The 21,966-nt window shown below is 65.0% G+C and carries 23 protein-coding genes; 16 read left to right on the top strand and 7 right to left on the bottom strand.

Annotation, left to right across the window (positions count from 1 at the left end; genetic code table 11):
• Positions 1-2 precede the first annotated feature (2 nt).
• Positions 3-470: a (2Fe-2S)-binding protein gene (locus ACM9HJ_RS06210; protein WP_416570921.1), complete on the bottom strand. Its 468-nt coding sequence runs from the start codon at positions 468-470 to the stop codon at positions 3-5.
• Positions 471-654: 184 nt separating this feature from the next.
• Between ACM9HJ_RS06210 and ACM9HJ_RS06205 the strand changes: the two genes are divergently transcribed.
• A complete protein-coding gene (locus tag ACM9HJ_RS06205) occupies positions 655-1,440 on the top strand; it encodes a LytTR family DNA-binding domain-containing protein (RefSeq protein ID WP_416570835.1) in 786 nt (261 codons plus the stop codon).
• Positions 1,441-1,601: 161 nt separating this feature from the next.
• Here ACM9HJ_RS06205 and ACM9HJ_RS06200 read toward each other — a convergent pair whose 3' ends face one another.
• Positions 1,602-3,224, bottom strand: a complete 1,623-nt coding sequence (locus tag ACM9HJ_RS06200) for an ABC-F family ATP-binding cassette domain-containing protein (protein WP_416570834.1) — start codon at positions 3,222-3,224, stop codon at positions 1,602-1,604.
• 291 nt (positions 3,225-3,515) lie between these two features.
• Positions 3,516-4,571 carry a TonB-dependent receptor gene (locus ACM9HJ_RS06195; RefSeq protein WP_416570833.1) on the bottom strand — a complete coding sequence of 352 codons (1,056 nt, stop codon included), beginning with the start codon at positions 4,569-4,571 and terminating at the stop codon, positions 3,516-3,518.
• Positions 4,572-4,650: 79 nt separating this feature from the next.
• Between ACM9HJ_RS06195 and ACM9HJ_RS06190 the strand changes: the two genes are divergently transcribed.
• The 12 genes from ACM9HJ_RS06190 (at position 4,651) to ACM9HJ_RS06135 (ending at position 13,275) form a co-directional block, all read left to right on the top strand.
• Positions 4,651-4,929: a CoA transferase gene (locus ACM9HJ_RS06190; protein ID WP_416570832.1), complete on the top strand. Its 279-nt coding sequence runs from the start codon at positions 4,651-4,653 to the stop codon at positions 4,927-4,929.
• Positions 4,930-4,931: 2 nt separating this feature from the next.
• Positions 4,932-5,372 (top strand): PaaI family thioesterase, encoded by a 441-nt coding sequence (locus ACM9HJ_RS06185; RefSeq protein ID WP_416570831.1) that lies wholly within the window; start codon positions 4,932-4,934, stop codon positions 5,370-5,372.
• A 215-nt stretch (positions 5,373-5,587) separates the two neighbouring features.
• Positions 5,588-5,887: a DUF2282 domain-containing protein gene (locus ACM9HJ_RS06180; RefSeq protein WP_416570830.1), complete on the top strand. Its 300-nt coding sequence runs from the start codon at positions 5,588-5,590 to the stop codon at positions 5,885-5,887.
• A gap of 12 nt (positions 5,888-5,899) precedes the next feature.
• Complete coding sequence (locus tag ACM9HJ_RS06175; protein WP_416570829.1) at positions 5,900-6,757, top strand: DUF692 domain-containing protein; 858 nt, start codon at positions 5,900-5,902, stop codon at positions 6,755-6,757.
• Positions 6,751-7,506: a putative DNA-binding domain-containing protein gene (locus ACM9HJ_RS06170; RefSeq protein WP_416570828.1), complete on the top strand. Its 756-nt coding sequence runs from the start codon at positions 6,751-6,753 to the stop codon at positions 7,504-7,506. The genes ACM9HJ_RS06175 and ACM9HJ_RS06170 overlap by 7 nt, the downstream gene beginning before the upstream one ends.
• A complete protein-coding gene (locus ACM9HJ_RS06165) occupies positions 7,503-8,003 on the top strand; it encodes a DoxX family membrane protein (protein WP_416570827.1) in 501 nt (166 codons plus the stop codon). The genes ACM9HJ_RS06170 and ACM9HJ_RS06165 overlap by 4 nt, the downstream gene beginning before the upstream one ends.
• Before the next feature lie 3 nt (positions 8,004-8,006).
• Positions 8,007-8,279, top strand: coding sequence for a hypothetical protein (locus ACM9HJ_RS06160; protein WP_416570826.1), 273 nt, complete (start codon positions 8,007-8,009; stop codon positions 8,277-8,279).
• Between the two features lie 22 nt (positions 8,280-8,301).
• Positions 8,302-8,862 carry a sigma-70 family RNA polymerase sigma factor gene (locus tag ACM9HJ_RS06155; RefSeq protein WP_416570825.1) on the top strand — a complete coding sequence of 187 codons (561 nt, stop codon included), beginning with the start codon at positions 8,302-8,304 and terminating at the stop codon, positions 8,860-8,862.
• Positions 8,855-9,508 carry an NrsF family protein gene (locus ACM9HJ_RS06150; RefSeq protein ID WP_416570824.1) on the top strand — a complete coding sequence of 218 codons (654 nt, stop codon included), beginning with the start codon at positions 8,855-8,857 and terminating at the stop codon, positions 9,506-9,508. The genes ACM9HJ_RS06155 and ACM9HJ_RS06150 overlap by 8 nt, the downstream gene beginning before the upstream one ends.
• Before the next feature lie 144 nt (positions 9,509-9,652).
• Positions 9,653-10,999, top strand: coding sequence for an MFS transporter (locus ACM9HJ_RS06145; RefSeq protein ID WP_416570823.1), 1,347 nt, complete (start codon positions 9,653-9,655; stop codon positions 10,997-10,999).
• A 6-nt stretch (positions 11,000-11,005) separates the two neighbouring features.
• Positions 11,006-11,812 carry an inositol monophosphatase family protein gene (locus tag ACM9HJ_RS06140; protein WP_416570822.1) on the top strand — a complete coding sequence of 269 codons (807 nt, stop codon included), beginning with the start codon at positions 11,006-11,008 and terminating at the stop codon, positions 11,810-11,812.
• Positions 11,813-11,817: 5 nt separating this feature from the next.
• The gene (locus ACM9HJ_RS06135) at positions 11,818-13,275 is read left to right on the top strand and encodes an alkaline phosphatase D family protein (RefSeq protein ID WP_416570821.1); all 1,458 of its coding nucleotides are present in this window, start codon (positions 11,818-11,820) and stop codon (positions 13,273-13,275) included.
• Positions 13,276-13,293: 18 nt separating this feature from the next.
• Here ACM9HJ_RS06135 and tpiA read toward each other — a convergent pair whose 3' ends face one another.
• Both tpiA and ACM9HJ_RS06125 read right to left on the bottom strand, forming a co-directional pair.
• Positions 13,294-14,046, bottom strand: coding sequence for a triose-phosphate isomerase (gene tpiA / locus ACM9HJ_RS06130; RefSeq protein WP_416570820.1), 753 nt, complete (start codon positions 14,044-14,046; stop codon positions 13,294-13,296).
• Complete coding sequence (locus ACM9HJ_RS06125) at positions 14,043-14,234, bottom strand: hypothetical protein (protein WP_416570819.1); 192 nt, start codon at positions 14,232-14,234, stop codon at positions 14,043-14,045. Before ACM9HJ_RS06125 ends, tpiA begins: the two co-directional genes overlap by 4 nt.
• Before the next feature lie 403 nt (positions 14,235-14,637).
• Between ACM9HJ_RS06125 and ACM9HJ_RS06120 the strand changes: the two genes are divergently transcribed.
• Both ACM9HJ_RS06120 and ACM9HJ_RS06115 read left to right on the top strand, forming a co-directional pair.
• On the top strand, positions 14,638-17,196 hold the full coding sequence (locus tag ACM9HJ_RS06120; RefSeq protein WP_416570818.1) for a TonB-dependent receptor: 2,559 nt from the start codon (positions 14,638-14,640) through the stop codon (positions 17,194-17,196).
• Between the two features lie 29 nt (positions 17,197-17,225).
• Positions 17,226-18,503 carry a histidine-type phosphatase gene (locus ACM9HJ_RS06115; RefSeq protein ID WP_416570817.1) on the top strand — a complete coding sequence of 426 codons (1,278 nt, stop codon included), beginning with the start codon at positions 17,226-17,228 and terminating at the stop codon, positions 18,501-18,503.
• 367 nt (positions 18,504-18,870) lie between these two features.
• On the opposite strand, the gene iolG (ACM9HJ_RS06110) is transcribed toward ACM9HJ_RS06115, so the two are convergent.
• The gene (iolG, locus tag ACM9HJ_RS06110; protein ID WP_416570816.1) at positions 18,871-19,851 is read right to left on the bottom strand and encodes an inositol 2-dehydrogenase; all 981 of its coding nucleotides are present in this window, start codon (positions 19,849-19,851) and stop codon (positions 18,871-18,873) included.
• Positions 19,852-19,865: 14 nt separating this feature from the next.
• Positions 19,866-20,852, bottom strand: a complete 987-nt coding sequence (iolG, locus tag ACM9HJ_RS06105) for an inositol 2-dehydrogenase (RefSeq protein ID WP_416570815.1) — start codon at positions 20,850-20,852, stop codon at positions 19,866-19,868.
• Between the two features lie 167 nt (positions 20,853-21,019).
• Between iolG (ACM9HJ_RS06105) and ACM9HJ_RS06100 the strand changes: the two genes are divergently transcribed.
• Complete coding sequence (locus ACM9HJ_RS06100; RefSeq protein ID WP_416570814.1) at positions 21,020-21,922, top strand: MurR/RpiR family transcriptional regulator; 903 nt, start codon at positions 21,020-21,022, stop codon at positions 21,920-21,922.
• Positions 21,923-21,966: the final 44 nt, after the last annotated feature.

Raw genomic sequence — 21,966 nt, 5'->3', positions numbered from 1 at the left:
AATCATCCGGCATCGCGGATCTCCCGGGCGGCCCGGTGGATGGCGGCGCGCAGCCTTGTATAGGTTCCGCACCGGCAGAGATTGGTGATGCCGGCGTCGATATCCGCGTCCGAGGGATTGGGGTTTGCCTTGAGAAAGGCCGCGGCCGCCATGATCTGGCCGGCCTGGCAATAGCCGCACTGGGCGACATCCTCCTCGATCCAGGCTTCCTGAAGCGGGTGAAGCCTGTCGCCCTTCGCCAAACCTTCGATCGTGGTGATCCTGGCGGCGCCGATGGTGCCGACGGGTGTCACGCAGGACCGCACCGCCTCGCCATCGATATGCACCGTGCAGGCGCCGCAAGAGCCGATACCGCACCCGAATTTCGGGCCCTTGATACCTAGTTTTTCACGCAGCACCCACAAAAGCGGCATGTCTTCGGGTGCATCGATCAGATGTTTGCGTGCATTCACACGCAGGTGGAAAGCCATGATCTTGTCGTCCCCTGTAATTTGAGCACAGTGGGCTCGATCAGGCGCCGCCTCGACAAGGGTGCAGTTCGCCAATAGATTTCGGTTTTTCGTCAACGGCGGAACCATGCAATTCGCGAAGCGTGAACGGAAGTTCCCCGACCAGCCGCGGCGGTTGGCGCTGGCCATCGGGCTTGGGGTGGTCATGGGTTTTGCCGGCCCGTTCGGCACCTATCCGGCGCTTGAACGCCCGGTGCGCTATGCCTTCTGGATCGGGCTCATTCTGGCTGGCTATGGCTTTGCTATCGGCGCCATGCGGCTCTGCGAACTGTTTCCAGGCATCGCCCGCGCGGGCCGCTGGACGATGAACGCCCTCATCGCGCTGGCGTCCGCTGTTCCAATGACCTTCGTGGTGGCCTGGACGCTTGTGCTTGTGCAGCCGGGTCGCGTGGTTCCGCCGACGCAGTTGCCCATTCTTTTCCTGTGCGTGGCGGCGGTCCAGATCGTCATCGTCGTCGCCTTGATCCGGCCGGTTGCGGGCACACCGGTCCAGACGGCCGAGCTGAGCCAGCCGGAGCGGACGGAGATACCGGAGGAGAGCGCTCCCCTTGCCCCGGCCGATCGGGCCGCAGACACAAGCGAGATTCAGGTGTCCTCCGACGCCTCACCAGCCTTTCCGGCCGCCCTTCTCGCGCGGGTGCCCAGCGAACTCGGGCCGGAGATCATCGCGCTTGAGGCCGAGGACCATTATGTCCGGGTCCACACGCCCAAGGGTTCGACGCTTGTGCTGATGCGCCTGTCGGATGCGGTGGGGCTTCTTGACGAGGCTCTGGGCATGCGCGTCCACCGGAGCTGGTGGGTCGCGAGGCGGGCGATCGGAAGCATCCAGCGCGACAGGCAGCGGCTGATGCTTCGGCTCACCAATGGCGCCCAGGTGCCTGTCGGTCGCATGTATGTCACGGCCGTCCGCGACGGACTCCGCGACCGCTGACCGTCAATATTTTCAGCCCCTCAGGCGCCGGCGCCAACATCCGTTGGCTTGGCTCACGCCGCACGTGCGGCGCGGCGGCAGTCGCCGCCGTACCAACGGTCACAAATTATGACCGTTGGCATTACGCGGCAGGAGCCGCGCGGCGGCGGGAATAAACCCGGTCAGCCGTGCAGGCCCGGTGCCTCCTGCCCCGTACGCGCCACATATTCCGTATAACCGCCGCCATATTGATGGATGCCGTCTGGCGTCAGCTCCAGCACCCGGTTGGACAGCGTCGCCAGAAAGTGCCGGTCGTGCGACACGAACAGCATGGTTCCCTCATAGGCGGCCAGTGCGGTGATCAGCATCTGCTTGGTGTCGAGGTCCAGATGGTTGGTCGGCTCGTCCAGCACCAGGAAATTCGGCGGGTTGTACAGCATGATCGCCATCACCAGCCGCGCCTTCTCCCCACCCGACAGGACCCGGCAGCGCTTTTCCACATCATCGCCGGAGAAGCCGAAACACCCGGCCAGTGCGCGCAGCGATCCCTGGCCCGCCTGCGGGAAGGCGCTCTCCAACGCCTCGAACAATGTCTGCTCGCCATCGAGCAGTTCCATCGCGTGCTGGGAGAAATAGCCCATCTTCACGCTGGCGCCGACGGTGACGGTGCCGGTGTCGGGTTGTGCCGCACCGGCCACCAGCTTCAGCAGCGTCGACTTGCCTGCACCATTGACGCCCATCACGCACCAGCGTTCCTTGCGGCGGATGGTGAAGTCGAAGCCCTGATAGATGGCCCGGCTGCCATAGCCCTTGTGCACGTTGCGCAGGACGGCGACATCATCGCCGGAGCGCGGTGCCGGCGGGAAGTCGAACGCCACGGTCTGGCGGCGCCTCGGCGGCTCGACGCGTTCGATCTTGTCCAGCTTCTTGACCCGGCTCTGCACCTGGCTGGCGTGCGACGCCCGGGCCTTGAAACGCTCGATGAACTTGATCTCCTTGGCCAGCATGGCCTGCTGGCGTTCGAACTGCGCCTGCTGCTGCCGCTCGTTCAACGCCCGCTGCTGTTCATAGAAGGTGTAATCGCCGCTGTAGCTGTTCAGCGACCCGCCATCGATCTCGATGATCTTGTTGACGATCCGGTTCATGAATTCCCGGTCATGCGAGGTCATCAGCAAAGCACCCTCATAGCCCTTCAGGAAACCCTCCAGCCAGATCAGGCTTTCAATGTCCAGATGGTTGCTGGGCTCGTCCAGCAGCATGGCGTCGGGCTTCATCAGCAGGATGCGGGCCAGTGCCACGCGCATCTTCCAGCCGCCCGACAGTTCGCCGACATCCTTGTCCATCATCTCCTGGCTGAAGCTGAGGCCGGCCAGCACCTCCCGTGCCCGCCCGTCCAGCTCATAGCCGCCCAGCTCATCGAAGCGCGCCTGCACCTCACCATACCGTTCGATGATCGCGTCCATCCGGTCGGCCTGGTCGGGATCGGCCATGGCCGCTTCCAGGCTCGCCAGCTCCTTGGCGACCACGCTGACCGGCCCGGCGCCGTCCATCACCTCCTGGACCGCGCTGAGGCCGGACATTTCGCCGACATCCTGGTTGAAATAACCGATGGAGACCTGCTTCTCCACCGACACCTGGCCCGTATCCGGCGGTTCCTCGCCCGTGATCATCCGGAACAAGGTGGTCTTGCCGGCCCCGTTGGGACCGACCAGCCCCACCTTCTCCCCCCGGTTCAACGCCGCGGAGGTCTCCATGAAGAGAATCCGATGACCATTGTGTTTGCTGATATTTTCGAGGCGGATCATGGGCGGCCGGGTTCCAGGGGCTTGGGGTTGGCCCCCTTATGCCACAAGATGCGGGAAGCGACAGTGCCCTGATCGGCCCAAAGCCGACCTGCCGCGCAGCCCAGCCCAGCTTCCGGCCGCAAGCCAATACCATTTCCCAGTGATCGAAACCGATCACCGGGCCGGCATTTGACGGTATCATTCAGGCCCCTCAGTCGCCGGCACCCACATCCGTGGGCTTGGCTTTCGCGGCACGTGCCGCGCGGCGGCAGTCGCCGCCGTACCACCGGTCAAACAGTTTGACCGGTGGTATCAGAAGCTATAACCCAATTTGACGCCATAGATCGCCGGTTGCCCGGCGAAACCGATGATCGTGTTACCCAGCGCGTTGACCGTCCGCCGGTACTTCTTGTTCGTGACGTTGGTGCCGTACGCGTTGATCCGGAACGCGCCCATCTGATACGTCGCCCGCAGGTCCAGCAGGCCGTAACCGTCCTTGCGGGTCAGCGGGATGCCCGAGCCGAAGATCGGGTCGCCCTCACCCGGCTCATGATAGAAGGTGCTGAGCAGCGCGTAATCGGCGCGCAGGGTCAGCGTGTCATCCGCCACGGGGATGCGCCATTCGCCGCCCAGGTTCAGCGTGTTCTTGGGCGCGCGGACCAGCGCCGTGCCGTCGAACACCAGATTCTGGCCCAGGTTGAAGACATATTTGTCATAGGTGGCATCCAGGTAGCCGTAGGTGGCGCTCAGCTCGACATCGCGGGCCACGCGCATCAGCAACTCCACCTCGATGCCCTTCACCGTGGAGGTGGCGGCGTTGCTGATCAGGGTCTGCGGGCCGCTGGGCGTGTCGATGATGCGGGAGACCTGGAGGTTGCGGTAATCGTAATAGAAGCCGGCCGCGTTCAGGCGCAGCTTGCGGTCCAGCCATTCGGATTTCAGCCCGACTTCGTAAGTCTTGATATCCTCCGGATCGAACAGGGTGTTGGCCGAGGCGGCGTTGAACGGCACATACTGGAAGCCGCCCGATTTGAAGCCCGTCGAATAGCTGGCATAGACATTCACGTCGAGCGTGAACTTGTATGTGGCCACGATGCGCGGGTCGAAGGATGAATATTCGGCCCGGTTGGTGACGTCGAACGGGGCGGCGATGATGGGCAGGGCGTCCATCGTGGCGCCGGTCTGACGGGCCCGCTTCTTGTCCTTGCTGTAGCGGCCGCCCAGGGTCACGTCGAACTGGTCGGTGACATGCAGCGTCGCCTGGCCGAAGAAGGCATAGCTTTCGATCTTGTAGGCGGACGCAGCGGTATCGAAGGCCGGGGTGCCGGCGGCGGCGCGCACGGCGCTGTCGATACCGACCCGGAACACGTCCGTCCGGTCGCTCTTGTCATGGTAGTAGAAGGCGCCGGCGAATCTCTACGCCGATCAGGACAACCCGTCACTGTGGTTGGGGCGCAGTAAGCGGCTGGCCACGCTTTTCGCGACCCGCACGCGGGACGAATGGACGGCGATCCTGGAGGGGACCGATGCCTGTTTCGCGCCGGTGCTGGACCTGGACGAGGTGATGTCCCATCCGCACATGGCGGCGCGTGGCGCCTATCGGGAAGTGGACGGGGTCAGCCATTGTGCCCCCGCCCCCCGCCTGTCGCGCACGCCAGCGGATATCGGCCGCACCCTGGATGGCGCAACCGTATTGGCCGGGTGGCTGCAAGGCGAGGGGGCATAGACATGGACCCGATCACGCAAGGCAACTGGGTTCCCGTCGAGGCAGAAGACCATTTCGCGCGGCTGGCGGGGCCGCTTTTCATGCTGGAGATGAACGGCAACCCCGAAGAGCTTGTCCGTGTCGGTTTCCAGGTGGAGGAAAAGCACTGCAACAAGTTGGGCGGCTGCCATGGCGGCATGCTGGGGACGGTCCTGGACATCGCCTTGGGCTATGTCGGCAGTTTCGCCAACCGCGAGACAGGAACCCCGACCATCAGCTTGTCCCTGGATTTCCTGCGCCCTGTCGGGATCGGGGAATGGGTTGAAAGCCGGTGCCGGGTGATCGAATCCACCCGCCGCATGGTATTCGTCGATGGGACCTTGATGTGCAGACGGGGGCCGGTTGCGCGGGGCAACGCCATATATCGCCGCTCCGCTGTTTACAGCGGGATGAATCCAGGCTGAAACGGCGCGGTTTTCCTCAAATCTGGTGGGATGTGGTGCAAGGTTTTCACATCCGTTTCAGCATCCCGGCGCCACCACGTCGCGGTGTCAAAATTTTTCGCGGGCCCGCGTAACCTTTCTGTGAGGGCGGCGAATGACAGGATACGGACGACGATCGTCGGTCCGGATGATGCCGATCCCGGCACCATGATCACGCCCTGTCGAGGAACCAACCCATGAATACGCGCATCTCCGCCCTCACTCTTGGTGCGGCCGTCGCCAGTGCTCTGTCGCTGGCTGCCATCGCCGCCCCGGCCCATGCCGCGGAAGGGGAGAAGGTCCATTGCTATGGCGTGGCCAAGGCCGGCGAAAATGACTGCGCCAACAAGGCTGCCGGCCATTCCTGCGCGACCCAGTCCAAGGTCGATTACAGCGGCCAGGACTTCAAGGCCCTGACCAAGGAGGCGTGCGAGGCCGCCAAGGGCAGCCTGACCGCATACGAGGGCAGCAACCCCGCCATGGCCGCCAAGAAGTAAGGCCGGCCCCGCATGCGCCGCTCCACCATCCCCCGGCCTCATCCTTTTCCGGCTGCTGCCGGCGTCGGGCTCCGGCATGCGCATATGCCGGATTTCCTGGCGGCGACCCAACCGGTGGGGTGGCTGGAGGTGCATGCTGAGAATTACCTGGTCGCGGGCGGGCCGCGCCTGGCGCAACTGGAAAGGCTACGGCGGGATTATCCGGTCTCCTTCCATTCGGTGGCCCTGTCCCTGGGGGCCGCCGACGGGGTGGATGGCGATCATCTGGTCCGCCTGCGCAGGCTTTACGACCGGTTCGAACCGGCGATGGTTTCCGACCATCTGGCCTGGACCGGGCTGGCCGGCACCCATGTGCCGGACCTGCTGCCCCTGCCGCTGACGGGGGAGACGCTGGACATCGTCTGTCGCAATGTCGAGCGGGTGCAAGACGTGCTGGGTCGCCGGCTGCTGGTCGAAAATCCCTCCCTCTATCTGGGTTTCCAGATGGACCAGATGGATGAGGGGGAGTTTCTGGCGGCACTGGCCGCCCGCACGGGCTGCGGCCTGTTGCTGGACCTGAACAATCTTTATGTCAGCGCCCGCAACCGGGGGCGGGACGCGGTGCAACTCCTGTCCCGCTTTCCCGCCAGCGCGGTGGGGGAGATCCATCTGGCGGGTCATGCGGCGATGGAGATCGATGGGGCTACCCTGCTGATCGACGATCATGGCAGCGCCGTGCCCGATCCCGTCTGGGCGCTGTACGACATCGCTCTGCGCCGTTTCGGTCCACGCCCGACCCTGGTGGAATGGGACACGGCCCTGCCGCCGCTGCCGCTGCTGCTGGCCCAGGCCGCCAGGGCCGATGCGATAAGGGAGGCGGTGTCATGCTGATGGAATTGCAGCGATCGATGCTGGCCGCCTGCTATGGCGACCCCGCCGGCTTCGTACGGACGCTGCCGTATCTGGCGCCGGTATCGGTGGCGGTGGACAAGGCGCTCTATGTTCATACCGCAACCGTAACGGCGGCGCTGACCGGCGTGTTGGTACAGGCCTATCCCAGCCTGGAGGCCCGTTTGGGGCCGGAAGGTTTCGCCGAATTCGCCTGTGGTTACCTGCGTGCCCATCCGCCGCGACCGGCCGTGCTGGCCGGTTATGGCGAGGGATTCGGGAGCGACCTGCCGGACGAATTGTCCGTGCTGGCCGCCGCCGACTGGGCTGCGCATGTTGCTTATTTCGCGGCGGATGCCGATCCGATGCCGATCCATGCCCTGGCGGCACTGCCCCCCGATGCCTTGGCCATCCGGTGCCTGACGCCCGTGCCGTCGCTGCGGCTGGTGGAAGGCCGGATGGGCATGTTCTCCGCCTGGCTTGCGGGACGGCCGGATGTCAAATCCGTCGCGCCACCCTTGCCGACAGGCGGAGATGCCGCCATGGCGCTGGTCTGGCGAGGGCCTGATCTGCTGGTTGCGGCCACCCTGCTGCCGCCCGATGCCGGGGCCTTCGTCCGGGCGCTGGCCGATGGTGCGACCCTGCTGGAGGCGGTCAATCTCCTGGCTGATCCCGACTTTCTTTCCCCCCTTCTGGCGCTGCTGATCGGCCATGGGCTGATCGCCGCCGCAACCGACGATGTGACGCGATGATCCGCCCGCTGCTGCAATTCCTGACCGATCCCGGCCCCTCCATGCGCACCAGCCCGCCCGTGAAATGGGGGGTGGCACTGTTTCTGGCCTTTGGCCGCTGGTGGCTGGCCTGGCCATTCCTGACGGCGGGCTGGCATCGGGTGCTGACCTGGGACAGCCAGGAATTCCTGTTCACCGAGGTCCATCCGGTACCGTTCCTGCCGGCGGTGCTGGCGGCCCCGCTGACCACCGGGGCGGAAATCGCGCTGGGCCTGTCGCTGCTGCTGGGGCTGGCGGGACGTGCGGGGGCGGCGGGGTTGGCCGTCATGGCGGCAACCCTGTTCCTGGTCATCGGCCGCACGCCGCAGGGGATGGAGAATGGCATCGCCATTGCCGCGGAACAGATTCCATGGATCATGGTCGGGGCGGTCCTGTTCGTGTCGGGTCCCGGCCTGCTGTCGCTGGATGCCGCCTTGCGGCGGTTTCGATTGTTCCCCTTCGCCCTTGCACCGAGGTGACGCATGCGCTTTACCCACCGCACCGGCCTGTTGCTGGCCGTTTGCCTCGCGAATCTGCCACCCGCCATGGCGCAACAGGATGGCGCACCGTCGATGAGTGCCGCCGAGAAGGCGCAAAAGCAGGCGGCGAACGAGGAGGCGGAGCGCCTCTGCAAGCGCATCCAGGACCCGGACAAATTCAATGAATGCCTCGACCTCTATTTCCTGGATGCCGGGAAATTCAAGGCATTCCTGGAAGCCAACGGTGTCGCCAAGCCCGACAAGCCGGCCCAGTGACGCCTTGCCAGCCGGGGGAACGATGCGGGCGGCGGATGTGGAGGACGGTGATCTTGGCCTGTTGCTGGTCGCGGCGCAGGACGGGGACCGTGTTGCCTATGCCGCCTTTCTGCATGCCGCTGTGCCGCTGATCCGGGCCGTCGGGCGCGGCCGGCTGGCGCGCATCGCCGATCTGGAGGATTTCGTGCAGGACACGCTGCTGGCCCTGCATCAGGCGTTGGCCACCTATCAGCCGGGCCGGCCCGTCGGCCCCTGGCTGGGAACCATCGCCCGCAACCGTTTGGCCGATGCGCTGCGCCGCCATTACCGCCGCCGGGCGGTGGAGACGGATTTCGACGAGAATCTCGCTGAAACCGTGGCCCAGCCGGTAACCGAGGTGCCACCCGTGCTGGCATTGGGGCCGCTGATATCGCAGTTGCCGGAGCGCCAGCGGCTGGCCATCGACATGCTGAAGGTACGGGGCATGAGCCTGAAGGAGGCTTCCATCGCCAGCGGTGTCAGCGTCGGGGCATTGAAGGTGGCCGTGCATCGTGGCATCGCCGGCTTGCGGCAATTGTTGGGGAAGGATGCGGAAAATGGCTGACCTGGGCCATCTGATCGACCGGTTGAGTGCGGAGGCGGGGCCCAGCCGACGCTTGCCGCCGCCGGTTCTGCGGCTGGTACGTTGGGCCCTGCTGTCCATCGCGCTCATGTTGCTGGCCACCACCTGGCACGGTGTGCGGGGTGACCTGGCCATGGTCATGGGAACCCCGACCTGGTTGGTCGAACAGGGGCTGGCGCTGCTCACCGCCCTGTTGGCCGGGTTCGCCGCCATTTCCTTCTCCGTGCCGGGGCGGCGTGGATGGGAAAGGCTGGTCTGGCTGCCGGCCATCGCGTTCTGGGTGCTGGTCCTGTGGGAAAGCGGCAAGCCCGACATGGCGACGCAGGAGATGCCGGCCCTGGTGCATCTGTTCTGCCCTTACTGCTTCCCCGTGATCAGCATCGGGTCCGCCCTGTTCCTGGCGGCCGACATGCGGCGTGCGGCACCTGTGGCGCCTGTCCGGATGATGGGCCTGCTGCTGATCGCTGGCGGCGGCATGGCCGTGTTCGGGGAACGGATGATCCATGACGATCTGGATGCGCCCCTGCTGATCGCCATCCAGGTGGTTGCCATCCTGTTTCTGGGGGCGCTGCTGGCGCCGTTGGGCCGGCTGCTGTTCCGTTGGAAACGGGTTGTCGGGAAGATGTGACCGCCTTGGAGCGTTCCTTTCCATATGGCAGATGCGCGGTGTTGTGATCCTTCAATGGAAAATATCTTCTAAAATTTTGGAATATGGAATAATCTACCTTCCAACGCGACGGGCCGAACCGTCCGATCCGGGAGGACGTCATCCATGTTCCAGGCTTTGCTGGGCTTTTTCGCCACGGGGCCCGACCGGCCAGTGACGCGGCCGGCGGCGGAGGTCGATGCCGATTACCGCCGCTACCGCATCCGGGTGATGCTGGCCATCACGCTGGGCTATGGGCTGATCTATACCTGCCGACTGGCGCTGGGCGTAGTGAAGAAGCCGCTGATCGATGGCGGCATCTTCACCCCGGCGGAGCTGGGCCATATCGGGTCGGCCCTGTTCTACACCTATGCCATCGGCAAGCTGACCAACGGCTTCCTGGCCGACCATGCCAATATCCGCCGCGCGCTGACCGTCACTTTCCTGCTGACGGCCTTATGCAACCTGCTGATGGGTTTCGCCACCAGCCTGTGGGTGGCGGTGCTGATCTGGGGCCTGAATGGCTGGTTCCAGAGCTTCGGGGCGCCGGGCGGAGTGGTGGCCATGACGGCCTGGTTCTCCAACCGCGAGCGCGGGCGGGCCTATGGCGTCTGGTCCACGGCCCATTCCATCGGCGAGGGCCTGACCTTCCTGATCGTGGGCTCCCTGGTCGGCTGGCTGGGCTGGCAGAGCGGTTTCTTCGGGCCGGGCCTGATCGGCATCGCTACCGCCGCCGGCGTCTGGTTTCTGCTGAAGGACCGGCCGCAGACGCTGGGCCTGCCGCCGGTCAATGACTGGAAGGGCGACCATTATGGGGAGAAGCCCAAGCCCGATCCGCGGTCCGTCCTGGCCCAGCAGCTGCACATCCTGAAACTGCCTTCCATCTGGGTGCTGTGCCTGGCGTCGGCCACCACCTATGTCACCCGCTATGCCATCAATTCCTGGGGCATCCTGTATTTGCAGGAAGCCAAGGGCTACAGCCTGGCCATGGCCGGCACGCTGCTGATGACCAGCACCGTGGCCGGCATCATCGGCGCCGTCAGCTTCGGCCTGCTGTCCGACAAGCTGTTCCAGTCGCGCCGGCCGCCGGCCAACCTGCTGTTCGGGGCGCTGGAACTGATCGGCATGCTGCTCTTCTTCTTCGGCCCCAACCAATTGCCGCTGATGCTGCTGGGCATGGTGCTGTTCGGGGCCGGGATGACCGGCCTCGTCACCTCGCTGGGCGGACTGTTCGCGGTGGATATCGCGCCCAAGCGGGTGGCCGGTGCGGCGATGGGCGTCATCGGTATCTTCAGCTATGTGGGGGCCGCCCTGCAGGAACATGTCTCCGGCTTGCTGATCGGGCGGGGCATGACCATGGTGGACGGCGTCCGGCATTATGATTTCGGCCCGGTGATCTGGTTCTGGATCGCCGCGTCGGTGGTTTCCATGGTTTTGGCGGCGACCCTGTGGCGCACGCGATTGAGGGACTGATCCATCATGAATTCCCCATCCCCCGAACTGTCGGCGATGATCGATGCGGCCCAGGCCGCCGGTCACGGGCTTCTGCGCCGTTTCTCGCAATTGTCGGAACTGACCATCCGCACCAAGAGCGGACCGGCCGACCTCGTCTCCGTCGCCGATGAGGAGGCGGAGCAGACCGCCCGCACCATCCTGGCCCGCGCCCGTCCCGATTACGGGTTCCTGGGGGAGGAGGGCGGCATCGTCGGCGGCAGCGATCCCTCATACAGCTGGATCGTCGATCCGCTGGACGGCACCACCAATTTCCTTTTCTCCTGCCCGCTCTGGGGTGTGAACGTGGCCCTGGCCCGTGACGGAGAGGTGGTGGCCGGTGTCACCTATATCCCGGTGATGGAGGAGATGTTCGTGGCGGAAAAGGGCAGGGGCGCCTGGCTGAACGGCCGGCGCATCCATGTCTCCAGGCGCGCCACGCTGGGTGAGTCGGTGCTGTCCTGCGGCATGCCGTTCGCGGGCAAGCCCGACCATCCCGTGTTCGCACGCGAGGTGGCGCTGCTGTCCGCCGATATTTCCGGCCTGCGCCGCACGGGTGCCTGCGCGGTGGACATGGCCTATGTCGCCTGCGGCCGCTGGGACGCCTATTGGGAACGCGCGCTGAATGCCTGGGACATGGCGCCGGGTGTCATCCTGGTGCAGGAGGCCGGTGGTACGATCAGCAATGTCAGGGGCGACGCGCTGGACCTGCACGGGCAAAATGTCTGTGTCAGCAATGGCCGCATCCATGCGGCGTTGGTGGATCGGCTGAACCAGGCCTTGAACGGGGAGTGAGCGGGATGCGTTTGCACGGAAGCCGGCGGCAGTTTCTGGTCGGCACCACGTCGCTGGCGGGGATGTCGCTGTGGCCGGTGGCTGTGTCGGCGGCGGCCTTGGGCTATCCGCGTGCCCTGCAAGGGCCGATGGTGGGGGCGCCGGGGCCAAGCCATTTCACCGTCTGGGTACGGGCCAGCGGCGCCTTCGACGTCACCCTGGAATATGCCACCGACCGGGATTTCACCAAGGTCCTGACCGGGCCGACAGTGAAGGCGCGTTCGGAGGATAATTGCTGCGTCACCCTGCGGGCCGAGGGGTTGAGGCCCGATACCATCTATTGGTACCGGCTGAAATTCGACGGTGTGTACGACCGTGAACAGCCTTTCCCCTACCGCACGCGCACAGCCCCGGCGGGCAAGGCGGATTTCCGTGTGGCCTTCGGATCCTGCTGCCGCATCCAGTTCGATCCCGAACAACCGATCTGGTCGGTGGTGCAGGCGCTGGAGCCCGACCTGTTCTTTTGGCTGGGCGATAATATCTATGGCGACAGTGATGAGCCGGCGGCATTGGCGGAGCTTTACGGCCGGGGTCGTCTGGTCCGTCGGCTGGAGCCGCTGCTGCGCAGCAAGCCGCAGCTGGCCATCTGGGACGATCATGATTTCGGCTATAATGGGTCGGATGGTACCAGCCCCTACAAGGACGCCTCGCTGAAACTGTTCCGGAATTTCTGGGCCAATCCGTCCTATGGCGCGGCCGACAATCCGGGCGTCTATTTCAAGCAATCCTATGGCGGGGTGGATTTCTTCTTCCTGGATGGCCGCTATCACCGCGACCCCACGGAAAACCCCGACCAGCCGGGCAAGACCATGCTGGGGGCAGCACAGAAAGCCTGGCTGAAGGGCGCCCTGGTGGAAAGCAAGGCGATCTTCAAGATCCTGGTTTCCGGCACCGGCTGGTCCACGGCGGAGAATGAGCGGGGCGGGGATAGCTGGGGTGTCTATCTCAGTGAGCGCAACGAGATTTTCGACTTCATCCGCGACCGCAACATCACTGGCGTGGCCTGCATTTCCGGCGATAGCCATATGGGCGAGTTGAACTGCGTGCCCCAGTCTGCCCAGGGTGGCTACGACATCTACGATCTCTGTTCCTCGCCCCTGGCCCAGATGCCGGCGACGAAGAATTTGCGCCAGATGCCGGAGGTGCGCATCCGCGACACCTGGACCCGTAGCGTCAATGTCGGGGTGCTCGACTTCCACATGGGCGACCAGCCGCGCCTGACCATGACATTGCACGACGTGTCGGGCACGCGGGTATGGGAACCGCTGATCCTCACCCCGGCCGATCTGACCAACGGCAGGCGCACCTGGGACGTGAAGGCCGATCCGGGCGAGTTGAAGCGCCTGGAACGGTTCAAGAAGGGCGGCGGCTATTATGGAACGGATGTTCCGGAAGGCTGGCCGGATAGGCCTTATTACCAGTGACGGTGACGGCGGCGCCCTTCAGGCGCCGCCCGCCATGGCGATGGCTTTGAAACTTTCCGTGTCCAGGCTGGCCCCGCCGACCAGCACCCCGTCCACGCCGGGCAGGGTCAGGATGGCATCGGCATTGGCCGGCGTGACCGACCCGCCGTAGAGCACCCGGCACGACGCCCCGTCCGCCAACAGGTCCGCCAATTCGCGACGGATCAGGGCGTGCATTTCCGCGATGGTGGCGCCATCGGCGTGACGGCCGGTGCCGATGGCCCAGACCGGTTCATAGGCGATGGTCAGGTCGGTGGCGGCGATGCCGGGTGGCAGGCTGTCGCGCAGCTGCGCCGTCACGGTTTGCGCGGCAATACCGGTTTCCCGTTCCACCAGCGTCTCCCCCACGCAGATCAGTGGGCGCAATCCCGCCGCGAGTGCTGCGGCGGCCTTGGCGGCGACCAATGCGCTGTCTTCCCCCAGACGGCGCCGTTCCGAATGGCCCAGGATGACCACGCCGGCCCCGGCATCGGCCAGCATGGCGGCCGACAGGCTGCCGGTATGGGCGCCCGATGTCTGCTCATGGCAATCCTGGGCACCGATCCGCAGGGGGCCGCCGACTGTGCTGGCGGCGATCTCCGCCAGCAGGGTTGCCGGCGGGCAGATCAGCATCTCCACAGCGGGTCGTGTTTCCACCAGCCAGCCGGCCAGCGAACGCGCCAGGTTCCGGCCGCCGGTGCGCAGCCCGTTCATCTTCCAGTTTCCGGCAATCAGGGGAGGGCGCTTGTTCATTCCCGCCCCCACTTCACGATCTTTGCCGGTCGGGCCGCAGCGATGCGGGCCATGCCCAGGCGGGAGGGATGCTGGCCGGCCCGGCGCAGTGCCTCGCGCAGGTCGTTCCATCCGCGCGCATCCTGGGGTTCCGGTCCCAGCACGGTCACGGTTTGCATGCGGATCAAGGGATTGCGTACCCTGGCCATGGCAAGGCTCCTGGAATTTGGAATGGGGAAGGGGGACGCCCCGGCGTCCGTGGAATGCAAATTCCATCCGTCGCAGAAAAAATACAAGGAAAATTCCATTTTTGTTGACGAATGGAATTTTCATTCATATGATCAGCTCAACAATCGAAGCTGGCGACCGTCCCGATGACGGATGGCCGCCGAAATAACAATCCAGGGAGACGAAGATGACGTTCCGGGAATTGGGCGCCTGCAAGCACCAGCCTGTTGAAACCATACGATCGGCTGCCGTCCCGTGACGGTGCCTGGGGATGCCGTCGGCTGCCCCCCACCGGGCGCCCATCCCGGCCTCCCCGTTTCTCTTCAAGGTGCCGCTTCACAGGTGGCGCTTCTTAAAAACATAAAGTCCTTTGGGAGGAAGAAGATGTCGCCGTGCAATTCCCGTGGCACGTGGTCGCGTGCCCGTCTGGTTGGCTGCGTGAGCCTGCTGGCCCTGTCCACCGCCGTCGCATCGCAGGCCGCCGCCCAGTCGGCGCCGCCCGCCGGCGAGATGCTGGAGGAGATCGAGGTCACCGGCATGCGCCTGGCCGAGAAGAAGGCGCTGGAGCTGAAGCAGAACGCGGTGGGCATCGTCGATGCCGTGGTGGCCGACGATGTCGGCAAGCTGCCCGACCAGAACGTGGCGGAGGCGATCAAGCGCCTGCCGGGCCTGTCGGTGGCCAATGACCAGGGCGAAGGCCGCTATGTCATCATCCGCGGCGTCAGCCCGGATTTGGCCAACGTCACCCTGAACGGCCAGACGGCGGCGGCACCGGAGCCTGCGGGCCGGTCGGTGAAGCTGGACGACATCCCGTCGGCGATGATCGGGTCGGTGGAAGTGGTGAAAAGCCTGACCCCCGACCGCGACGCCAACGCCATCGCCGGTCAGGTGAACATCAACACGCTCAGCGCCTTCGACCGCAACAAGTTCTTCGCCACCGCGCGTGGCAGCGTCGGCCAGTACCAACTGAACAAGAAGCATCCGTTCGGCGGCGACATGACCGTGGGCGACGTGTTCGGCGACGAGCGTCAGTTCGGCCTGGTCCTGTCGGCCAATTATGACAAGCGGCCGATCCGGTCGGAGAATGTGCAGGGTTCCACCAACTGGCGCACCATCGGCGGCTATGCCGTGCCCGATGATTTCCGGCCGCGCGAATATAACCTGACCCGCAAGCGCATCGGCGGTGTGGCCAATTTCGACTGGAATGTCAGCGACACCACCCGCCTCTATCTGCGCAGCTCCTACGCCGAATATTCCGACAGCGAGGTGCGCGACCAGTTCCGCGTGGAAATCCCCACCGCCATCACCGCCCAGACGGCCACCACCGGCAGCTTCCGGGCGCGCGGCACCCGCTTCGTCCGCGTCCGGCAGGAGGATGACAATACTGCCACCGGCAATATCGGCGGCAAGTTCGACATTGCCGACGGCACGCTGGAACTGGACGCCACCTATACCCGTGCGGTGAAGGAGGACCCGCTGCGCAGCGAGTGGCAGTTCCGTACCGGTTCCAACGCCTTTGCCGCGACCTATGATACCAGCAGCGACATCTTCCAGGTGACGCCGGCGGCCGAAGCCTATAACGCCGCCCTCTATGGCGCGCGCTCCGTCTCCTACGACCGGCGCAAGGCGGAGGAAAACCTTTACCAGTACCGCGCCGATTACAAGCTGCCGGTGGAGATGGGCGACGATGCCTATGTGAAGGTGGGCGTCAAGTACCTGTCGCGGCGCAAGGCGAATAACCGCGACTATGAAAGCTATGACGCCACCGGCTTCACCCTGGCGTCGGTGGCCGGCGATGCGACGGGCCGGGCCATCTTCGGCGGGCGGTTCCCCATCGATCCGCGCGTCAGCTACGACGCCGCGCAGGCCTATGTCGCCTCCCATGCCGGGTCGCTGACCTACAGCCGTTCCGGCTCGATCTCCAACACGCTGGCCAACGATTACAAGGTGACGGAGGATGTGACGGCGGCCTATGCCATGGCGTCCGTCACCTGGGACCGGCTGACCCTGATCCCCGGCGTGCGCTTGGAGCACACCAAGGGCGACTATTCGGCCAAGATCATCAACGCCGCCTCCACCCCGCAGCAGGATTTCAATTCCTTCGGGGAGACCAGCTATACGGACTGGTTCCCCGGCATCAATGCCCGCTTTGATGTGAATGAACGGTTCGTGCTGCGCGGTGCCGTCACCACCGCCATCGGCCGGCCCAACTATGCCGACCTGCCGCCCTATATCACCGTCGATACGGGGGCGGCCACGGTCAGCAAGGGCAATCCCGATCTGACGCCGCTGAAGGCGGTGAATTTCGACCTGTCGGCCGAATATTACCTGACCAGCCAGGGCGTGCTGTCGGTGGCTTTGTTCCAGAAGGACATCGACAACCCGATCTATAGCCAGGCGGTGACGGTGACCAATGGCAGCTTCGGTGGCATCACCCTACCCACCGCCCTGGTCACCACGCCGCTGAACGCCAAGTCGGCCACGGTCAAGGGCGTGGAGGTGAATGCCAGCGTGCAGGGCACCTTCCTGCCGTCCCCGTTCGACGGGCTGGGCGTGTCGGGCAACCTGACCCTGACCGACAGCAAGTCCAAGGGCGTGCTGGGCCGCAGCGATACGCTGCCCATGTTCAGCCAGTCCAAGCGTGTGGCGTCCGCCCAGATCTATTACGAGAAGGACGGACTGTCCGCGCGCGTCGCCTATTCCTACCGTTCGCCCTTCCTGGATACGGTGGGGGCCAACAAGGCGACCGACATCTATACTGACAGCAACGGCGCCATGGATGCCCGCCTGGGCTACAACTTCACCGAACAGGTCGAGGTGTATGTGGAAGGTGCCAACCTGACCGATGCCAAGTTCCGCCGCTATATCGGCGAGAAGCACCTGCTGGCCGAGGCGGAGCGCTATGGCCGTTCCTTCAAGCTGGGCGCGCAGTTCAAATACTGATGCGGCCAAGCGAAGAGGGAGATCGAACGATGCATACGTTGTTGCGTCCGCTGCTGGCGGCGACCGCCCTGGCCCTGCCGCTGACGGCCGGTGCGGTAGAACTGCCGGCCCAGCCGGCGGGCCTGACCCTGGAAAAGGTGGCGATGTTCACCCGCCACGGCATCCGCCCCCCCACCAAGGAACCGGCAGCCGGTCTGGCGGAAGGCGCATGGCCCGCCTGGTCGGTGCCCTACGGCAACCTGACCGATCGCGGTGCCGCCGGTGTGGCCCTGCTGGGTCGCTTCGACCGCCAGTTCCTCACCGCCCGCGGCCTGTTCCCGGCCGAGGGTTGCCCGGCACCGGGTCAGTACAAGGTTGAAGCCAGCGCCAAGGAACGCGCCATCCGCACTGCCCAAAGCGTGGCGGAAGGTTTCGCCCCCGGCTGTGCGGTGGAGGTGTCCCATCCCAAGGGGGATGAGGAGGATAAGGTCTTCCACCCCCTCACCTTCAACGGCGCCAAGCTGGACCCCGCCAAGGCCATGGCCGCCTCTTCCGCGCATCTACCGCCGGGTGGCCTGTCGGCGGAGATGGCGCGGTACAGTAAGGAGTTCGACACCCTGCAAAGGGCCCTGGGCCGGCAGAGTGATGACTGGTGCGCCAAGAAGAAGCTGCCCGCCGGCTGCAAGCTCACCGACCTGCCCACGGCACTGGAGAACGACCCTGACGAGGGGCGGCCCGATGTCGGCGGCGCCTTCGGCCAGGGTTCCACCATCAGCCAGACCTTCCTGCTGGAATATCTGGAAGGCAAGACGATGGCAGAGGTGGCCTGGGGCCGGGTCAGCCGTGCCGATATCGAGCTGATGCTGAATTTCCACCCCGTGAAGTTCAAATATGAGAACCGGCCCGGCTATATCGCAGACCGGGCGGCCGCCCCCATCATGCGGCAGATGCTGTCCTATCTTCAGGACGACAAGGTGAAGCTGGCGCTGATGGCCGGGCATGACACCAACATCGCCGACCTGGCCGGCATGCTGGACCTGCATTGGCACATCGACAGCTATCCGGCCGACGACACGCCGCCGGGCGGGGCCATCGGCATCGAGTTGCTGCGCGACAAGGGTGGCAAGCGCTTCGTCCGCGCTTTCTATCGCGCCCAGACCATGGACCAGCTGCGCAACCTGGAACTGCTGGACTTGAAGGCCAATCCGGCCGTCGTCACCTACATGCCCTTGCCCGGCTGCGCCAAGGGCAAGGACAAGACGATTTGCCGGGCGGACGACTTCTTCGGTCTGGTCGACGCCAAGCTGAAATCCGCCTCTCAACCCTGACGGTTCCTCTCCTTCCCATCATTGGTGGCCGTCGGTTCTGCCGCCCCGGAGCGATCCGGGGCGGTTTTTTTGCTTAACCTATCTCCTTGCAATAAAGCACCTTCTCAACCCTCCGCGAGATTTTGGGCCGTGAGGGTTTCATCAATATCCACCGTCACCCCGGCGGAGGCCGGGGCCCAGATGACAAGCGCTTCGCTCTACGACTTGAGCCCCGGCCTTCGTCGGGGTGACGGTGGAGAGAGTGGGAATGATGGTGCGAACACCAGGGGCTTCGCCGGGAAGGTGTTGAGAGGTGTGATATGGGCGGCAAAAAGCCCGCCCCGGATCGTTCCTGGGCGGGCTTCTTCCGCGTAACCGGGCTCAATGCCTACAGCGTCACCACCTGGCCCGACTGCGCCGATTGCGCCGCCGCCTCGGCCAGAGCCAGCGCACCCACCCCATCCTCATAGGTGATGGCGGGGGCTGCTTTGCCCGACAGGATATCGGCGAAATGGTCCATTTCCAGGCGGTAGGCGGCGGCGTAGCGGTCCAGGAAGAAGTTCTGCAACCGGTCGGCGGCCGCACCCTCCGCCCCCCAGACCGACACGGTGCTTTCCAGCACATTGTCGGCCTTGACCATGCCCTTGGACCCGAACGCCTCGATCCGTTGGTCATAGCCATAGCCGCTGCGCCGGCTGTTGGAGATGACGCAGAGCTTGCCGCTGCCGGTGCGCAGCAGGATCTTGGCCGTATCCACGTCGCCGGCTTCCCCGATGGCGGGATCGACCAGGCAGCTGGCGGCGGCATAGACCTGGGTTACCGGCTCGGCCAGGAGCCAGCGCGCCATGTCGAAATCATGGATGCTCATATCCTTGAAGATGCCGCCCGACACCTTGATGTAGGAGACGGGCGGCGGGGCGGGGTCATGGCTGGTGATCTGCACCGTCTCCAGATTGCCCACCACACCGCTGTCTAGCCGCGCCTTCAGCGCCTGGAAATGCGGGTCGAAGCGGCGGTTGAAGCCCAGGAACAGGCGGGCACCGGCCAGCGTGGCGGAGGCAGAGCGGGCGCGTTTCAGATTCTGGTCGATGGGCTTTTCGCAGAACACCGCCTTGCCGGCGACGACGGCGCGGCAGCTATAGTCCAGATGCGTGTCGGTGGAACTGGCGATGATCACGCCGGCCACCGACGGGTCGGCCAGGGCGGCATCCAGGGACGCTAACTGTGCACCGGTCTCTGCCGCCAGGGCTTCCGCTGCGGCGGCCACCGGATCGACAATATATTTCAGGCGCAGGCCCGGATGGCGGGCGGCGTTGGCGGCATGGATGCGGCCGATGCGGCCGGCGCCGAGAATGGCGATGTCATGCATGTTCTGATCCCTGGTCACAGTTTAACAGGCTGGCCGGTCCGGACGGACAAAGCCGCCGCTTCGGCCAGGGCCAGCGCGTCGATGCTGGCCTGGTATCCGGTTTCAGGCCTGGCCTTGCCGGCCAGCACCTGGGCGAAATGGTCAAGCTCGGCGGCGTACGCACCGGCATAGCGGTCCATGAAGGCGTAGGGGAAGGCATCGGCCTGAGCGCCGTCGGCCCCCCAGACCCCAACCGTGCTGCGCACCTCATTGTCCATGCGCGCCATGCCCTTTGATCCAAATGCCTCGATCCGCTGGTCATAGCCATAGCCGGTCCGGCGGCTGTTCGACAGGGTGCAGAGCCGGCCGCTGCCGGTGCGCAGCACCAGCTTGGCGGTATCCACATCGCCCAGCCGCCCGATCTCCGGATCGACCAGGCAGGAGGCCCAGGCGAAAATCTCCACCACCTTCTCCCCCAGCATCCAGGGGGCGAGGTCCAGGTCGTGGATGGTGAAATCCTTGAACAGGCCACCGCTGCCGGGGATGAAGCCGGCCGGCGGGCTTTCCGGGTCGTGGTTCACGACATGCAGGGTTTCCAGATTGCCGATGGCGCCGCTGTCGATACGCGCCTTCAGCGCCCGCACATGCCGGTCGAAACGGCGGTTGAAGGCCACGAACAGGGCTGGGGCCTGCGGGCCGAAATGGCTTTCCGCCGCGCGCAGCCGGGCAAGGTCCAGGTCCAGCGGCTTTTCACAGAAGACCGGTTTGCCGGCACCCAGTGCGGCCAGCACATGGTCCAAGTGGCAATCGGTGGCGCTGGCCACGATCACGCCCTTCACATCCCCGTCGGCCAGCACCTGTTCCAGCGTGGCCACCTTGGCGCCCGTGGCCTGGGCCAGCCGGTTTGCCGCATCGGCGCGCGGATCGACGATATAGGCAAGGTCGAGCGACGGATGGGCGGCGGCATTGCCGGCATGGACGCTGCCCATCCGGCCGGCCCCCAATTGTGCGATCTTGAACATGGAAAACCTCCCTGGTGGCGGTCGGATGCCGCCTTTCGGGGAGGATTATCATGGAATGAAAATTCGTTCTATTTAAAAAATGGAATTGATTTGCCATCCACGTTCGATGGTCGATATTCCATGCCGGAACGGATATTCTATCCATGGGCATGTTGGAACCGAGGGGCATGATGGAAGACGAAACGCCGGACCTGACGACACCGCCGGCCACGGCCGACGAGTTGCGGGCTCTGATCCTGGAACGGTATGACGGCCTGTCCAAGCGCCTGAAACAGATCGCCCGCTTCGTGCTGGACCAGCCGAATGAGACGGCGCTGGAAACGCTGGCCGTCATCGCGGAACGCACGAATGTGCAGCCGTCCGCCATCATCCGCTTTGCCAAGACCTTCGGCTTCTCCGGTGCCAGCCAGATGCAGCGGCTGTTCCGCGATGGGCTGGTGTCGGGCAATGCCGCGCTTAACTATGGCGAGCGGGTGCGCAGCTTCGCGCAGAGCATGGTCGCCAACCCGGCCACCAATCCGGCGGAATTGCTGGCGGAATTCGTGCGCGGCAATGTCCTGGCGTTGCAGACGCTGGAACAGCCGGCCACGGTGGAACAGGCCGACGCCGCCATCCGCCTGATCCAGGCAGCCGATACCATCTATGTCGCCGGTTTTCGCCGTTCCTTTCCGGTTGCCTCGTACCTAGCCTATCTGCTGCAGCAGGTGGGGCGGCGCACCATCCTGATCGACGGGGTGGCGGGGCTGGCGCGCCAGCAGATGGGCGGCATCCGCAAGGGCGACCTGTTGATCGGCATTTCCTATCAGCCCTATGCCGGCGAAACGCTGGAACTGGTGGAACGCGCGGTGGAGCAAGGCGCCGACATCCTGGCCATTTCCGACAGCCTGGTCAGCCCCATCGCCAAGCCCGCCAATTGTGTGCTGCAGGTCCGGGAGTCGGAGGTGCGGGGTTTCCGGTCGCTGGCCGCTTCCATCTGTCTGGCCCAGGCCCTGGCCATAGGCCTGGCCTTCGCGGCGGAGGAAAAGCCCGAGGAACCGGTACCGCCGAAGCGCAAGGCACGCAAGGGGTAGCAACGAAGCGTTCGTTCTATTTTTTAATAGAATGAAATTTTTAT

Source organism: Niveispirillum sp. KHB5.9, from assembly GCF_048066115.1.
Taxonomy (GTDB): Bacteria; Pseudomonadota; Alphaproteobacteria; order Azospirillales; family Azospirillaceae; genus Niveispirillum.
This window is presented reverse-complemented; position numbering and strand designations above follow the sequence as displayed.

What these genes read in the sequence shown, in the direction of transcription:
- ACM9HJ_RS06170 (WP_416570828.1), top strand. Translation starts at nt 6,751, where the DNA reads ATGCTGATGGAATTGCAGCGATCGATGCTGGCCGCCTGCTATGGCGAC.
- ACM9HJ_RS06125 (WP_416570819.1), bottom strand. Translation starts at nt 14,234, where the DNA reads ATGGCCAGGGTACGCAATCCCTTGATCCGCATGCAAACCGTGACCGTG.
- ACM9HJ_RS06120 (WP_416570818.1), top strand. Translation starts at nt 14,638, where the DNA reads ATGTCGCCGTGCAATTCCCGTGGCACGTGGTCGCGTGCCCGTCTGGTT.
- ACM9HJ_RS06135 (WP_416570821.1), top strand. Translation starts at nt 11,818, where the DNA reads ATGCGTTTGCACGGAAGCCGGCGGCAGTTTCTGGTCGGCACCACGTCG.
- ACM9HJ_RS06205 (WP_416570835.1), top strand. Translation starts at nt 655, where the DNA reads ATGGGTTTTGCCGGCCCGTTCGGCACCTATCCGGCGCTTGAACGCCCG.
- ACM9HJ_RS06160 (WP_416570826.1), top strand. Translation starts at nt 8,007, where the DNA reads ATGCGCTTTACCCACCGCACCGGCCTGTTGCTGGCCGTTTGCCTCGCG.
- ACM9HJ_RS06115 (WP_416570817.1), top strand. Translation starts at nt 17,226, where the DNA reads ATGCATACGTTGTTGCGTCCGCTGCTGGCGGCGACCGCCCTGGCCCTG.
- ACM9HJ_RS06175 (WP_416570829.1), top strand. Translation starts at nt 5,900, where the DNA reads ATGCGCCGCTCCACCATCCCCCGGCCTCATCCTTTTCCGGCTGCTGCC.
- iolG (WP_416570815.1), bottom strand. Translation starts at nt 20,852, where the DNA reads ATGTTCAAGATCGCACAATTGGGGGCCGGCCGGATGGGCAGCGTCCAT.
- ACM9HJ_RS06140 (WP_416570822.1), top strand. Translation starts at nt 11,006, where the DNA reads ATGAATTCCCCATCCCCCGAACTGTCGGCGATGATCGATGCGGCCCAG.
- ACM9HJ_RS06185 (WP_416570831.1), top strand. Translation starts at nt 4,932, where the DNA reads ATGGACCCGATCACGCAAGGCAACTGGGTTCCCGTCGAGGCAGAAGAC.
- ACM9HJ_RS06155 (WP_416570825.1), top strand. Translation starts at nt 8,302, where the DNA reads ATGCGGGCGGCGGATGTGGAGGACGGTGATCTTGGCCTGTTGCTGGTC.
- tpiA (WP_416570820.1), bottom strand. Translation starts at nt 14,046, where the DNA reads ATGAACAAGCGCCCTCCCCTGATTGCCGGAAACTGGAAGATGAACGGG.
- iolG (WP_416570816.1), bottom strand. Translation starts at nt 19,851, where the DNA reads ATGCATGACATCGCCATTCTCGGCGCCGGCCGCATCGGCCGCATCCAT.
- ACM9HJ_RS06150 (WP_416570824.1), top strand. Translation starts at nt 8,855, where the DNA reads ATGGCTGACCTGGGCCATCTGATCGACCGGTTGAGTGCGGAGGCGGGG.
- ACM9HJ_RS06165 (WP_416570827.1), top strand. Translation starts at nt 7,503, where the DNA reads ATGATCCGCCCGCTGCTGCAATTCCTGACCGATCCCGGCCCCTCCATG.
- ACM9HJ_RS06100 (WP_416570814.1), top strand. Translation starts at nt 21,020, where the DNA reads ATGATGGAAGACGAAACGCCGGACCTGACGACACCGCCGGCCACGGCC.
- ACM9HJ_RS06200 (WP_416570834.1), bottom strand. Translation starts at nt 3,224, where the DNA reads ATGATCCGCCTCGAAAATATCAGCAAACACAATGGTCATCGGATTCTC.
- ACM9HJ_RS06210 (WP_416570921.1), bottom strand. Translation starts at nt 470, where the DNA reads ATGGCTTTCCACCTGCGTGTGAATGCACGCAAACATCTGATCGATGCA.
- ACM9HJ_RS06180 (WP_416570830.1), top strand. Translation starts at nt 5,588, where the DNA reads ATGAATACGCGCATCTCCGCCCTCACTCTTGGTGCGGCCGTCGCCAGT.
- ACM9HJ_RS06145 (WP_416570823.1), top strand. Translation starts at nt 9,653, where the DNA reads ATGTTCCAGGCTTTGCTGGGCTTTTTCGCCACGGGGCCCGACCGGCCA.